A 13,768-nucleotide genomic window follows, 5' to 3' on the forward strand; every position below is an offset into this window, starting at 1 on the left:
GGCTATTCCCGCACGTGCAACCGCTCAGCCACCTGCGCAGTCAACGCCACACACGCCATCTTCAATCCTTCCATAACCCGATCCCCCAGGTACTCCTCGGGCGCACCATTCTGCCGAGTGCGCTCCGCAGCCAGCATCAGCTCCGCCACCACGCGCAGCCCTGCCAACGCGCAATCCGCATCCGCCAGCTGAAGACAACGCCCAGGCAGTTGATGCCGCTCCGGCCAAGGCTGGCCGTCCGCAGCCGCACCAGTGCCGATGCGATGCAACGTGGCGACGAAGGCGTTGGGATCGATGGACCGTTCGCGGTCGGGTTCGGTGTTGTCCGGATCGTACTGCGCGTGCAGGGAACGGAAGTCCGATGTGTTCATGGCAATGCTCCGTACAGGACAGATAGCAGCGCCACCAGATAAAGGCGGCGGACGATGCGTGGTTCGAAAGCCGGACAGTAACCAAGCCGGTGGGTCCGAAGACCCCCACGCACCGCCCGCCATGGAACGCGAACGGATTGCCAGCCGGCGCCACGCAAAGGTGACGCCGGCTGACAAGCGTAAAACACATGGTTACTGAACGGGCTTTCGAACCCGCGCCACCCTTTTCCGGTGGCACGCCAAGAGATACCCGCGCAGCTGCCAAATGCCAAGAAACTGCAGAACTGACGATTGCCAGTCCTGACGCTTTCGGGATTGTCGCACACGGTGTTAAGCCGGCAAGCGATTGCGCCGCAACGGTCTTGAAGGGCTTGGCGCTATTGGCCCCAAGCGCAGGATGCCCACAGCCAGGCCCACGGCGTAGGACCAATCACGACAGATTGCACCAGCGGTTCAGCCGGGCGGCGCCTCGGCCGTGGGCACGAAGGTCATACGGACCCGAACCCGCGCGTGCAGCGCGACGCCCTCAATCACAACCGGTTCGAAGCGCCACTGGTCCACTGCGGTAAAGGCCGCACGATCAATCTCCCGCAGTCCGCTGGACCGCGCCACCATCACGTTGGAAACGTGGCCCAGCTCATCCAATTGAGCAACCAGCAGCACCTCCATGGGAGCCTGCAGCAAGGTATCGGGCGGCGTGGCAGGGGCCGTTGAATACACAACGGCAGGCGCCTGCTGCAGCTCGAAAGTGGGGTTGTCACCGCGCTCTACGAACACTTCGGTGGAAACCTGCGGGTCTGCCGCCATGGCCATGGCAGGTGTGGCGCCCAGCAGCATCAGAACGAGGTTCAGTGCCAGGGCGGTGTTCAAACGGGGCATACGTGGTTTCCATTCCGGTGCGCTGCCAGCATAGCGGCCATCCCCTGGCATCGCTTGCCTTGAATGCCTGCGTGCGGGATTGCTGCGCGGATTACATAGGCGCGCCCGGCCGTGGCCACAGTGCATCGTCGCGCTCCAGGTCGTAGTCGCCGCCGAACGCCAGCGCAGCCTCACGCGGTGGGAGGTCTGCGTAGCAGCCCAGCAGATACTCATCCATGCCGGCGTCGCTATGGTCGATGGCGAACAGGTGGAGGAGCTTCTTGTCGAAGGCTTCCAGCCATGTGGGGTGGATCTTGGTCATGGGCATCCTCCAGTGGGGACGGGGGGAGGCTTAGGCCTGTCTCAGCGGCTGTGACGGTGCGGCCCCGCCCAAATTTGGCGGGGCCGCATCCGCTTCGCTTTCGGCCGTTGATCAACTCGTATGGCAGGCTGCAGCGCAAGTGGCACAGCCATTCGACTGCCGGTACCACCTCCGGGCTTCAGCCACGGCCGTCCTACAGCTGGTGTGCAAGCCGAGGTCCTGTGTGGACTGGGCGCGAGCAAGCCAATAGCATCCCTGTTTATGCACCTCATGGTCTCCATTGGCCTGCGGCGTTCTGTTCACAAAGTAGCGGTCCATTTACTACCCCCTATGCGTGTACGGTAAGCGCACCATTGCGCGTGGTCGACTTTGATCACTCCCAGTCGCAGGAGCCGCGACGCAGCGAACTTCGTCGCAGAATCATCTGCGGCCGGGGTGTATAAGTACGGGCGAAGGCGCCTTCAACGGCTTCGATGAGCCTTGGAAGAGGAAAAGCGATGTTTCGACAAGGAAGATGGTTGGTCTGCCTGGCCTTGATACTGTCAGGTTCCCTGCTGAGCGGCTGCCGAGCCAGCTCGGAGGCGGTACCCGGGCCGCGTGCTCCGGCAGAGAACGGGACCCTGGTGCCCTTCGTCAGGCCGCTGCCGCTGGTGGCAATGACCACACCCATGGTGGTCGAGTTCACCCTACCGCCCCCAGGGAAAAGTTCCTCGCCAACCTTGTTTCTTGGAATCCGGGTGGGTGGAGAAGACGGGCTGAAATCACTGAATACGAGCCGTGAGATCCGCAGTATGGGCCTACCCGCCGAGGTGAAACTGGAGCGGCTGGAGGCGCAAAAGCGCATTCCTGTTCCGTTGGTGAGGGTGGAGTCGGTGGCAGGCACGCCCGCGCGTATTGAGCCCATCGGACCCACGGGCCGGGTGGAAGGCGGGTGGTTGGATGACGTCGATCATCAGTCTCTGCAGTCAGCAGGATTGGAGGCGCCTGACAGTCACCACACACAACTTGCCCTCGCTTGGGCTCAGGAACTGCAGCCTGGCCACTACAGGCTGAGTATGCAGATACTGAAGCCTGATGATCGATTGGCGGCCACGCAAGCCGAGTTGCTGGTGGCCTACGTAAACAGGTCGAAGTAGGAGTGCGTCATGGACGACAAGTACACAGTCACAATCTTCGTTGCCGCTCCCGGCACGCCGCTGCTGGCTGGAGGGACATCCAGCGCCGGCCACGTCTACTACAAAGTGGCACATGGCAAGGACGAGGTGAGCTTTGGCTTTGCACCCATCGAGCATGGCGTCGTGACTGGGCCTGGAATGGTCTACAACAATGACGCCGAGCAGTACAAAGACCCGTACTACACGCGGACGATGGAAATCAGCCAGCGGCAGTACGACAAGCTGGTGGAATTTGGCACAAAGCCCGGCGAGCATGGATTCAATACTGAGTATCACGGGGTGGAAAACAGCTGTATCGACTACACGTGGGGCGCACTGAATCACGCCGGCCTTCATCGAACCAACCTTCTCTTCATGCAGGACAAGAGCTTCGAAGGTGGCCTGAAACCGCTCAGCAATGTGGAGTACATCCGCAGCATCCGCGCGCCCTTTCCAGATAGCGCGCTGAATAGCGAGCACTACAACAAAATGCCGGAGAGAACGTTGATGCAGCGAATCATCAGCGATGAGCAACTGCCGCGGGGCGATCGCGATATGCTCGATTCCATCCGCAAGGGAATAGCGGGCATTGATGAGGCGCATGGCCGCTCCTACGATGGGACCAGCGAGCGGATCTCAGTGGGCTTGTTGGCCACGGCCAAGGAGAGCGGGCTGGAGCATGTCGACCATGTGGTATTGGGCAATGCTCCAAGCGATGGTTCGCCGCAGCGACTGTTCGTCGTGCAGGGGGAGCTCAACGATCCTGCCCATGTGCGAGCTTCGATGACGGCGGAGGAGGCTGCGCGAACACCGGTGGAGCAGTCATTCGCCAAGGTCGAGCAGATTGCGCAGGCCCAGCAGGAGCGCGCCTCGTTGGCGCCGCAGGAGCCGGCCCTGGAACAAACCCGGGCGCCGCTGCAGATGGGCTGACTTCCAGCGACTGCACGGAAGATCACAGTTTCGAGCGCCTCGGCCTCGAAACTGCCTCCATCTCTACCTGTCCCCCATCCCACCTATGCCATCATCCGCCCAGGACCGCAGTACCCAACAAGGCTGAGCAGGCATGGAGCAGGCAACACGCTACACCGCAACGCTGTACCTGGCCGCCCCCGGCACACCACTTAAGAGCGGGGCTATCTCGCCGCGCGGCCACATGTACCTGCAGGTGGCCGCGGACGACGAGGCCCACAGCTACGGCTTCGCGCCACCGCGCCACGCGCCGGGCGAAGCCCGCACCGGCGTGCAGTACGCGCAGGTGCGCCACGATGATGCCGACGAACATCTGGACCCGTACTACAGCCGCACCCTGGAAATCACCGAGGAGCACTACGGCTGCCTGCGTGATTTCGCCGAGGAGCCTGCCGAGTTCGAATTCGATGTGGATCGCCCGGCCACCATCAACCGCTGCAGCGATTTCGTCTGGGCGGCGCTGCACTACGCCGGCCTGCATCCGCTGCCGGCGCCGCTGGATGGCGGCAGCAACCTGGGCGAGTTCGCAGTGCTGTTCAACCTGCCGGAAATCCAGTGCATTGCTGCGCCGTTCCCGGGCAGCGATCTGAATGCCGAAACCCACCACGCGATGCCCGAGCGTGAGGCCGAGCATCATCGCCAGGGGGACCGCGCGATCGATGAACCGCCACCGACGCCGATCGAAGTGGCCGGCACGCTGCTGGACCCCTCACATCCGGACCATCGCCTGTTCTCGCAGCTGATCCAGAAAGTGGCCGAACTGGATGCCGCGCACGGCCGCCCGTTCGATGCGGCCAGCCAGCGCATCAGCGCCAGCCTGCTGGTGCTGGCCAAGCAGAACAATCTCTCACGTGTGGACCACGTGCTGCTCAGCCAGCCGACGAAGAGCAGCCATGCGGCGGAGAGCATCTTCATCGTGCAGGGCGACCGCAACGACCCGGGGCACCGCCGCGCCAGCATCGCCACTGAAGTGGCAGCCAAGACCGATGTGGCCGATTCGCTGCGGTTGAAGGAGCAGTAACCCGCGCGCCTGCCATACGTGTGCAGGCGCACGCCACGCCCCCCACCTGCTACCATTCCCCCGCAACCCCAGCCAGCCCACCCGCGCAGACAGATGCGGGGCGGGCCGTCGCAGTACGGCCCAGCGAGCCAGGACACCTTCCCGTGCCCATTCAAGGACGCTCGCATGTTCCGTACTCCTCTCTTCCGCTCGGCCGCCCTGGCCGTTGCCGTTTCGCTCAGCCTCGGCGCGCCCTCCGCATTCGCCGACAACGCACCCGCCGCCAGCGCCACCACTGCCGTGCAGCGCCAGGCCGTGGCCAAGGGCCTGTACGAGCTGGCCTACAGCCCGAAGCAGAACGCCGTGTTCGTGGCCTCCTCCGGCGGCTTCGGCGATGACGCCGGCCCGGCCCAGGTGCTGCGCCTGAACCCGGCCACGCTGGCCGTGGAAACCCGCATCCCGCTGGAGCGCAAGGCGTTCGGCGTGGTGCTGGATGACGCCCACAACCGCCTGTACGTGGGCAACACCGTGGACCTGTCGGTGACCGTGGTCGACACCGCGCAGAACAAGGCCGTCGGCACCATCCAGCTGATGGAGAAGAAGACCGGCAAGGACGGCAAGGCCGCCTACACCCACGACCTGCGCGAGCTGGTGGTCGACAGCGCGGCCAACCGCCTGTACGTGACCGGCCACAGCAGCCAGCCGGACGTGAGCAGCGTGCTGTTCGTGATCGATACCACCACGCTGAAGGTGATCAACACCATTGATGGCCTGGGCAATGCCAAGGCGCCGGGCCTGGCGCTGGATGCGGCCAACAAGCGCGTCTACACCAGCAACCTGCTGGCCGACCTGGTGGTGGTGGGCACCGATTCGAACAAGGTGGTGGCGCAGCACAGGATCGCCGCCGAGCAGCCGATGAACATCGCGCTGGACCCGGCCGGCAAGCGCCTGTTCGTGACCGACCAGGGCTCGGAATTCCTGCGTGGCTACCAGGCCAAGAGCAGCGGCCTGGTCAGCAAGCATCCGGGCCAGCGCGTGCTGGTGCTGGACCGCAGTACCGGCAAGGAACTGGCCAGCATCCCGACCGATGCCGGCCCGCTGGGCATCCTGCTGGATGCACCGCGCAAGCGCCTGTACGTGACCAACCGCGAAGCCGGTACGGTGACCGCGTACAACAGTGACAGCTACCAGAAGGTGGCGACCTACAAGGTGCCGACCCACCCGAACAGCCTGGCGCTGGATGCTAAGAACAACGTGTTGTTCGTCAGCATCAAGAACGGCGAGAAGGACGACAAGGGCGCTGACGAGAGTGTGGCGCGGATTCAGTTGTAACCGGCTACGGGGCCGCCCGTGCGTCTGGCACGGGCGGCCCTGCTCGGATCAGGGCATCAGCTTCCTTATGTCCCGGGTGACTTCTCGGTGTCTGTTTCCCGCGGGCACGGGTTGAACTCGGTAACCTGGTCCATGGGGATGCGATGGATGGTCCTGCTGTCGTCATCCTTCAAGCGTACAAGCAGCACGGAACTGGTCGAGTAGACAACGTTGACCGGATGGGTAGCGGTACCATCACCGATCAGGAGCTTGCGGGATGCGCTGTCACGCGATCGCAGATCCAGCGTCATGCAGCCGCGGGATTTTCCGCTTGGCGGATTGACAACCTGCGAGGCCAGGTATGCACCGGTCGGAGGGAAGAGCATGGCCACGGTGACCATGATCGAGGCGAACGAGAGTGCAAGTACACCAACGCCGTATCGTCCACTCAGTTCATCGACCACTCTGATGACGATGGACTGGAATATGCCCAATGCTACTGCGGCCGTGAGCAGGCACATGCCAATCACCAGATCACTTTCCCTGGAGACCAGGCCGAGCATGAGCCGCATGATCGTGTTGATGGACAGCAGTTGCATGAGCCCCATGCCCAGCAGGAAGTAGCTATCCAAGGAAAGCCATTTCTGCTTCCTGTCATCGGGCTTCGCCCAGCGGGAAAGGAGAACGAAGATCAGCAGGCAGCCAATCGTACTGAACCACAGTGCTGCATCTGAAATCTCGGTGTAGAAGGATGCGACATAGATTCCGCTGAAATGCAGTACGCCCGGAGTGATCAGCGCAAGGCTCCAGCGCCAGAGCGTCCTGTTCCGGCTCGCCGGAGCGTCCGGCAGCAGTTTGATTCCCTGGCCTGGGATATACGAGAACCGATTGGGGGACAGTACGATGGGGGAAAGGAACATGACGGCCAGGGCAAGGACGCGCAGCCCGGTCACCGCAAGCATCATGGGGAGTGCGGAAACGGCATCGGACGAAAGCAGGCTGAGAGGCAGCTCTTCCCTGACGGCGTAGTAGAGGATGCCTGCGCTGGGCAGAAGTACGGCAATCGACGCAATAAGGACCGGATGGCGCTCGATCCAGGCCAGCACCGGGCGAAGTTCTGCGACGACATTGTCAATGAAGATCACGAGCTCGGAATGACGCTTGTTCATCAATCTCTCTTTTGGGGGTTCCATCATCCTGATCTGTGTTCCCTCGCTGTCCGGTGAGGGGATTGCCTGCTGTCGACCGCTGAGGTCGTCCGGGTCTCGACAGGAGTAAAGGTCTACCTCGTGTCACGTACTTCGTGGCTGTCACGTACCCAGCATCCCAGGCCATACAGCGCGAGCCCGTACACCACGGTTGCACCGATGATTCTGAACATGGCGTTCCTCGTCAGGTGATGGAAGGAAGGGAGGCCCAGCACCTGCGTGGCCTCCCCGGAGAGGAATATGCGGATTCCCCCGACAATCTGTGTCGCAGTGCGATGTGTCGTCGCAATCGGCCACGAAAAGTTCGCAATAGGCCTAAAGTTTTCGGAAGTGCTGTCGATGATCCGGGGGATCAGGCGTTACGACATGGTTTGTCGCTATGCACGCCGAAGATGGATCTCCCAGCCAAACCCGCCGGCGAAGCATGCCTGGGTATTGGCCCACAGCTGGATGCTTTGCGTCACGGAGGAAAACGCAATGGAACCCAATGCAAATGCAGATGACAGTGCCCGCGAAACGTCGGGCAGGCAGATCCTGGACGCAGCGACGACGATGTCAACGCTGGAGACTGTCCAACGTTATGGCAATGCTAATGCCGAATACATCAAAGGGTATACCGGAAGAGACGAACTGACCGGTCAGACATTTACCCATGGCCTGAAGAAGATCTCCGGGTACAAGCTTGATCCGGTACGTCCGGAAAACAGCATTGCCCAGCAGGCCGGCTATGCGGCTGAGGTCGCAGCGACCAGTCGTGACAATGCCGAGGCCATCAGCAGTGGGTCACCCGTTCGCACGGTGCGCAGTGATGACCATCCCCAGTACCGGCGGAACGATGATCGCGTTGACCGGGTAAGGGTGCTGGATGGCCAGATCATTGAAGGCAGCCAGTCACAGATGAAGTTCGTGGGCAACCGTGACCGGCTCCTTGAGAAGATCGCTGCGCCCGATGGAGAGTTCTCGCGCTATCGTGGGCTGAAGTTGGAGCTGCCCTCGGAGCAGTACGTCGATGCCGAGGCATATTGCCGGGCGCAGGCAGCAGATCTGCGCCGTCAGGCGGACGTGGTCGACGCGAGGGGCAAGCCTGAGGTCGCACTGCATCTTCGTGCGAAGGCAGACAACTATGAGCAGCTGGCCGGCAACCTTCTGGATACGGGGCTGACCAGTGACGATGCGAAGTTCTATCGTACCCATCCGCGGATGGCGACGGTGCGCGATATCGCGCATACCAGCCACAGGGCAGGTCTTGAAGGCGCGCGCGGGGCGTTCATGGTTGGCGCGGCGATCAGCATGGCGACCAATGCCTATGCGGTGGCAACCGAGCGCAGGGGGATGATTGATGCGGGCCGCGCAGTCCTGGTGGATGGTGCCGTCTCTGCCGGCATGGGCTACGCAACGGCTGCGTCCGGGGCCGCATTGACCGCAGTGATGCAGCAGTCAGGCCGACAGAGCCTGCAGGTCCTTTCCCGTACAGCCGCTCCGGCCATGGTGGTCGACGTCTGCGTGACCATGACCGGCTGCATACGCCGCTACGCCAGGGGTGAGATCGACGGCGTCCAGTTCCTGGATGAGATCGGTGAGAAGGGTTCCGGCATGATGGCTTCGGCCATGATGGCGGCATTGGGCCAGATCGCGATTCCGGTCCCGGTGGTTGGCGCCGCCATCGGCGGGATGATTGGCTGCACGCTTTCATCGATCTTCTATCGGGAAACGTTGGAGGCGGCCCGGAGTGCAGATCTGGCTGCCGAGAGGCTGGCCTTGGCAATCGAGCTCAACAAAGCTGCCCGTGAAGAAATTCTGGCGCAGCGCTTGGCGCTGGCGCAGTTCATTGCGGCCGAGCTTCCAATGCTGAATGACGAGACGGCCCAGTTGCTGTGTGCACTCGATACCACCCAGCCGGAGATTGACGCCGATGGATTCGCGGCTGCAATCAACCGCTTTGCCCTTCTGCTGGGCAGCCGCCTGCAGTTTGCTTCGCTGCAGGAGTTTGATCTGTTCATGACGGGTGACGAGCCGCTTCGGCTTTGATCAATCGAACCCATTTCTGGTCGTGGCCTTCCGGGCAGGTTGGCCACGCCGGCTTCCGTGTGTGATCCCAGGACCTTGGAGATACGATGTTCCTTTATCTGCTTCCAGACACCGAGCAGGCAACCTTCCTGAAGGTTGCGCGCCTGCTGAGCGTGAGTGACAACCCGATGCTGTGGGACGGAAAGACCCACGAAGAAGTGACTGGCGATACCAACCTGAGCAAGGTTTCGCTGGATGAATCCGAACACGAACGTGCGATCTTCGACAGCTTTTCCCGTGAGTGCGGCAAGGTATATCGGTCCGACGGGGTGACGAAGGAACTGTTGACGCGCCTGCAGACGATGCCGCTGGTGCGCCAGAGCGACCCGGTGGAGCGGGCGCGGGTGGCGTGCGAGGTGCTCGACTCGCTGATCGACAAGGCCATGGTCGAAGCCGCGCAGCCGGCCGTACCGAAGGTGATGCTGTATGAGTTGATGCTGCTTGCACTGGCCGACGGTGAAGTGTCGAGTGTCGAGGAAGCACAGCTGCGTCGCCTGGCCGATATCTTCGGTATTGACGACTACATCTACAACGACCTGCTTGAGCGCGCGGAAAGTATCAATCGCGAGGCCAGCCGTACCGTTGCCATCATTCTTGAGTAAAAGGAGTTACCCATGATTCCAATCGTAGTCGGGGCCGCGATGGCGGCCAGCGCGCTGTATGGCATCTACAAGGGCGGCAAGGCCGTGGTCGATCACAAGGATGCCGGCATCGCCAACGCCGATGCAAAAGGGCTGATCGAGAAGGGCTCGTCGTTGCTGGAGACGCAGCGCAAGCGTACCAACACGGTGCTTGAGGACTATGGTGCACGCAAACTGCGTGCTTTCAATGGGGGGATCGCAGACTTCATCGATGCATTTGGCCTGCTCAAGAACGTTGAGGGGATCGGCTCACCCGAACTGGACAAGCTGGTGCAGGGCGATTTCACCACGGCGTCGCTGGAAGGCCTGAAGCGGGACTACCAGTTGCTGATGGACTCGGGCCTGGGCCTGGGCGCCGGGCTGGGAAGTGGCGCCGCGTTGGCATTTGGTGCGTACAACGGGACGATGCTGCTGGCCAGTGCCAGCACCGGCACTGCCATTTCGACCCTCAGCGGTGTTGCAGCAACCAACGCAACGCTGGCGTGGCTGGGCGGCGGTTCGTTGGCTGCGGGCGGATTCGGAATGGCTGGCGGCACCCTGGTGCTGGGTGGCCTAGTTGCCGGTCCGGCGCTGGCGATCTTTGGCTACGTGGTGGGCAGCAAGGCTGAAGCCGCGCTGGCCGATGCACGCCGTAACAAAGAGGTTGCTCGAACCCATTACGACGAGGCCGTGTTGGCCGCCGAACAGTTGGCAGCGGTCGAGACCGTTACAACGCTCGCCAACAGGACGTTCTCCAAGCTGTGCATGTCGCTGCGTCGTGGTGTAGCCGATATCCGTGATGTCATCCGGGAGCACGGCTGCGATTTCAGTAGTTTCCCCCAGCAGGCGCGGGAGCGGGTTTTCCGTGCCGTGAAGATTGCCCAGCTGATCAAGGTGATGATCGATACCCCGATCCTGGATGACGCAGGAGCGCTGGTGCTTTCGACCGAGAAGACCGTGGCCGATGTGGATGCGGCGATGGTGGTGATGAAGGGCGAGGAGCCCGCCAAGGCGGCTTGACGATGGGCAGAGCCCCACGCCGTTCTGGTGGGGCTCTTGTTGCCTGTCGGCTCTGGAAGGGAAGATTGATATGAAGATCCGTTCGAACGACACGTTGATGCGGCAGTGGGAGATGCTGCGCATGATCCCGCGCGCTCCGCGCAGGATATCCGTCAGGCAGATACTGGAGAATCTGGAGCCGCTGGGCTTCAGGACCAGCAGTCGCACCATTGAACGGGACCTCCAGAACCTGTCCACGCGGTTCCAGCTCATTGCCGACGACAGTGAAAAGCCCTTTGGCTGGAGTTGGTCCAGGGAAGCGAACTTCGCCTTCACGCCCAGGCTGTCGATTTCGCAGAGCGTTGCACTGCTGCTTTCGCATGCACATCTGCGTCAGCTGCTCCCGGCAACGGCCATGAATGAGCTGATGCCCGTGTTCGACATGGCGCGGGCGGAAGTCTCGACGTCGGGCTGGGGGGAGTGGGCCAGCAGGACCGCGATCCTGCCCATGGGCCCGAACCTGCTCGCCCCCGAGGTGGAAACGGCCGTACAGGTGGATGTCCACAGGGCATTGGCATCCCGACGCTGCCTGTCAGGCTGGTACCGCAGCAAAGGCAAGGACGAGCCGAAGGAGATGATCATGCATCCTCTGGGGCTGCTGATGCGCGGTTCTGCGCAGTACCTTGTCTGCATGCTGCGGGACTATACGGACATCCGCCACCTGGCGTTGCATCGCCTGAGTGGAACCCGGGTGCTGGAGATGGAGGCAAGGAGCCTGCCGGACTTCGACTTCCAGCGCTATGCGACGACCACCGCCACCGCGTTCCAGGGGCAAGGACGCATCGTGCTGGAGGCGCGCTTCCGGGCGCAGGCTGCGGAGCATCTCAGGGAGACGCCCCTGTCCGAAGATCAGACGATCAGTGATCTGGGTGATGGATGGATCCGGCTGCGCGCTACGGTGGAGGACGACCAGACCTTGCGTTGGTGGCTGATGGGCTTCGGGAGCAACGTACGGGTCGATTCCCCAACGCACCTGTGCGACGCCATCGGCGCGGAGTTGGCTCAGGCAGCAAGCTACTACGCCCGCGATCTGGAGGAGACCGTGGGCTGAATGGTCTTGGTCAGGGCGAGTGAACAGTCGCCGACGGGTTCATTTCGTTGCCGGCCGATGGTCATAGCTGATCACCCGTTCGGCCATCCAGCGCCCGTCCACGCGACGCCAGACCTGGATGAAGCGGGCCTGGCCCACCCAGCGCTCCACGCCGTCCTTGCCGCGTTCATGGAAGCGGTGGTCGCCGATCTCCAGCGCCCGCTCGTCGTGTAGCGGGAACACCTGCAACGAAGGCTCCACCCGTTCGCGGCGCAGGCTCCAGCCGCCCTTGCGCGCATTGCTGCACATGTGGGCCACGCTGCGGCGGAAGTCTTCGCGGCTGCTGGCCGACTTGCCGTCCTTGTCATGGAAGAACTCCATGTCCTCGGTGGTCATCGCGGCGGCCTTGTCGGCATCGCAGGCCTCGAAGGCGACGGCGAACAGCTGGGTGTCGGCCTGGCGGATCTGCTCGCGCAGGTCATCGGAGGGCGCGGGTGCGGCGGCAAGGCCGGCGGCCAGCAGGGGCAGGGTGAGCAGCAGCATGGCGAGTCTCCAGGGAGGGTTCACGCAGGCTCGCATGGCGTTTGGGGCGCTGCAGCCGGCGTCCGACGAAACGGCCCTTCCACGGAGTGAATGCCCGCATTGACGGCCCGGCTCCAGCGGCGTCGCCTGTGCAGGGGATGTCATGGCGGCCGGCGATTCCATCACGGTCGCGATAGGGGCCGGCCCATAGCCTGAAATCCTCCCCTTCCACAGGAGCTCCCATGCCTGCTTCCCGCATCCGCCTGCACGTTGAAGACACCGGTGGCGACGGCCGCCCGGTCATTCTGATCCATGGTTGGCCGTTGTCTGCCGATGCGTGGAAACAGCAGGTGTCGATCCTGCGCGACGCCCAGCACCGGGTGATCAGCTACGACCGCCGCGGCTTCGGCCGTTCTGACAAGCCGGCAGAAGGTTACGACTACGACACGCTGGCGGCGGATCTGGCCGGGGTGATCGAGGAACGTGACCTGCGCGACGTCACCCTGGTCGGCTTCTCGATGGGCGGTGGCGAGGTAGCGCGTTACGTGGCCAACCATGGCCAGGAACGCCTGCACAGTGTGGTGTTTGCAGCAGCGGTACCGCCGTATCTGCTGCGCGGCGAGGACAACCCGGAAGGCCCGCTGACCCAGGACAAGGCTGACGAAATGCGCAGTGGTCTGGAGAAAGATCGCGAGGCGTTCTTCGATGGCTTCACCCGCGATTTCTTCAGCGCCAATGGCCAGCTGATGGTGACCGAAGAGACGCGTCAGGCGGCCATCGCGCTGTGCCATCAATCCGACCAGACGGCGGCGCTCGGCTGCATGAAGGCGTTTGCCACCACGGACTTCCGCGATGACCTGAAGAAGATCACGGTGCCAACCCTTATCCTGCACGGTGACAGTGACGCCATCGTGCCGTTTGAAGGTTCTGGGCAGCGCACGCACCGGGCCATTCCGGGCAGCGAAGCGGTGATCCTGGAAGGCGCACCACATGGGTGCAATACCAGCCATGCGGACCACTTCAATCTGGCGCTGCTGAACTTCCTGAAGCGGTAAGCTGCGGCCATGCGCCAGACCAAGACACCCCCGTGGAAGAAGCCCACCCCCAAGGGCCAGACCTCGCAGCCGCTGTCGCCTGCGCAGAAAGAGGCGGCGCGACAGCGGGCGGAAGAGAATGGACGGCGTTACCCGAATCTGGTGGACAACATGTGGGCCGCGAAGCTGCCGCGCGGATCGTGATCTGTAGAGTTGAGCCATGCTCGACTCCGCTCTGCATCC

15 protein-coding genes are annotated in these 13,768 nt (G+C 62.8%); 10 read left to right on the plus strand and 5 right to left on the minus strand.

Annotated features, from left to right (window positions below):
• Positions 1-2: 2 nt before the first annotated feature.
• The 3 genes from GOC52_RS01920 to GOC52_RS01930 form a co-directional block, all read right to left on the minus strand.
• Positions 3-371, minus strand: coding sequence for a hypothetical protein (locus GOC52_RS01920; RefSeq protein WP_057499938.1), 369 nt, complete (start codon positions 369-371; stop codon positions 3-5).
• Between the two features lie 453 nt (positions 372-824).
• Positions 825-1,250: a TonB family protein gene (locus tag GOC52_RS01925; RefSeq protein ID WP_191850541.1), complete on the minus strand. Its 426-nt coding sequence runs from the start codon at positions 1,248-1,250 to the stop codon at positions 825-827.
• Positions 1,251-1,341: 91 nt separating this feature from the next.
• Positions 1,342-1,551 (minus strand): hypothetical protein, encoded by a 210-nt coding sequence (locus tag GOC52_RS01930; RefSeq protein ID WP_191850543.1) that lies wholly within the window; start codon positions 1,549-1,551, stop codon positions 1,342-1,344.
• 668 nt (positions 1,552-2,219) lie between these two features.
• On the opposite strand from GOC52_RS01930, the gene GOC52_RS01935 reads away from it, so the two are divergent.
• The 4 genes from GOC52_RS01935 to GOC52_RS01950 all read left to right on the plus strand — a co-directional run bounded on the left by GOC52_RS01935 (position 2,220) and on the right by GOC52_RS01950 (position 6,006).
• Complete coding sequence (locus tag GOC52_RS01935) at positions 2,220-2,687, plus strand: hypothetical protein (RefSeq protein ID WP_238794417.1); 468 nt, start codon at positions 2,220-2,222, stop codon at positions 2,685-2,687.
• 9 nt (positions 2,688-2,696) lie between these two features.
• Positions 2,697-3,635: an XVIPCD domain-containing protein gene (locus GOC52_RS01940; RefSeq protein WP_049453048.1), complete on the plus strand. Its 939-nt coding sequence runs from the start codon at positions 2,697-2,699 to the stop codon at positions 3,633-3,635.
• A gap of 133 nt (positions 3,636-3,768) precedes the next feature.
• Positions 3,769-4,695 (plus strand): XVIPCD domain-containing protein, encoded by a 927-nt coding sequence (locus GOC52_RS01945; RefSeq protein ID WP_191850547.1) that lies wholly within the window; start codon positions 3,769-3,771, stop codon positions 4,693-4,695.
• Between the two features lie 165 nt (positions 4,696-4,860).
• Entirely contained in the window at positions 4,861-6,006 is a 1,146-nt protein-coding gene (locus GOC52_RS01950) for a YncE family protein (RefSeq protein ID WP_191850549.1), read from the plus strand.
• A gap of 65 nt (positions 6,007-6,071) precedes the next feature.
• Here GOC52_RS01950 and GOC52_RS01955 read toward each other — a convergent pair whose 3' ends face one another.
• Positions 6,072-7,154, minus strand: coding sequence for a hypothetical protein (locus GOC52_RS01955; protein ID WP_191850551.1), 1,083 nt, complete (start codon positions 7,152-7,154; stop codon positions 6,072-6,074).
• Between the two features lie 516 nt (positions 7,155-7,670).
• Here GOC52_RS01955 and GOC52_RS01960 point away from each other — a divergent pair.
• The 4 genes from GOC52_RS01960 (at position 7,671) to GOC52_RS01975 (ending at position 11,990) form a co-directional block, all read left to right on the plus strand.
• Positions 7,671-9,221 carry a hypothetical protein gene (locus GOC52_RS01960; RefSeq protein ID WP_191850553.1) on the plus strand — a complete coding sequence of 517 codons (1,551 nt, stop codon included), beginning with the start codon at positions 7,671-7,673 and terminating at the stop codon, positions 9,219-9,221.
• Between the two features lie 86 nt (positions 9,222-9,307).
• Entirely contained in the window at positions 9,308-9,862 is a 555-nt protein-coding gene (locus GOC52_RS01965; RefSeq protein ID WP_033833675.1) for a tellurite resistance TerB family protein, read from the plus strand.
• A 12-nt stretch (positions 9,863-9,874) separates the two neighbouring features.
• The gene (locus tag GOC52_RS01970) at positions 9,875-10,900 is read left to right on the plus strand and encodes a hypothetical protein (RefSeq protein WP_191850555.1); all 1,026 of its coding nucleotides are present in this window, start codon (positions 9,875-9,877) and stop codon (positions 10,898-10,900) included.
• A 70-nt stretch (positions 10,901-10,970) separates the two neighbouring features.
• Positions 10,971-11,990 carry a helix-turn-helix transcriptional regulator gene (locus GOC52_RS01975; RefSeq protein WP_049397217.1) on the plus strand — a complete coding sequence of 340 codons (1,020 nt, stop codon included), beginning with the start codon at positions 10,971-10,973 and terminating at the stop codon, positions 11,988-11,990.
• A gap of 39 nt (positions 11,991-12,029) precedes the next feature.
• Here GOC52_RS01975 and GOC52_RS01980 read toward each other — a convergent pair whose 3' ends face one another.
• Entirely contained in the window at positions 12,030-12,512 is a 483-nt protein-coding gene (locus tag GOC52_RS01980; protein ID WP_191850557.1) for a nuclear transport factor 2 family protein, read from the minus strand.
• 221 nt (positions 12,513-12,733) lie between these two features.
• Between GOC52_RS01980 and GOC52_RS01985 the strand changes: the two genes are divergently transcribed.
• Both GOC52_RS01985 and GOC52_RS01990 read left to right on the plus strand, forming a co-directional pair.
• Positions 12,734-13,546: an alpha/beta fold hydrolase gene (locus GOC52_RS01985; protein ID WP_053442448.1), complete on the plus strand. Its 813-nt coding sequence runs from the start codon at positions 12,734-12,736 to the stop codon at positions 13,544-13,546.
• A gap of 9 nt (positions 13,547-13,555) precedes the next feature.
• Complete coding sequence (locus GOC52_RS01990) at positions 13,556-13,729, plus strand: hypothetical protein (protein ID WP_191850559.1); 174 nt, start codon at positions 13,556-13,558, stop codon at positions 13,727-13,729.
• The last annotated feature ends 39 nt before the right edge of the window (positions 13,730-13,768 follow it).

Source organism: Stenotrophomonas sp. SXG-1 (assembly GCF_014083965.1).
In the GTDB taxonomy this organism is placed as follows: domain Bacteria; phylum Pseudomonadota; class Gammaproteobacteria; order Xanthomonadales; family Xanthomonadaceae; genus Stenotrophomonas; species Stenotrophomonas geniculata.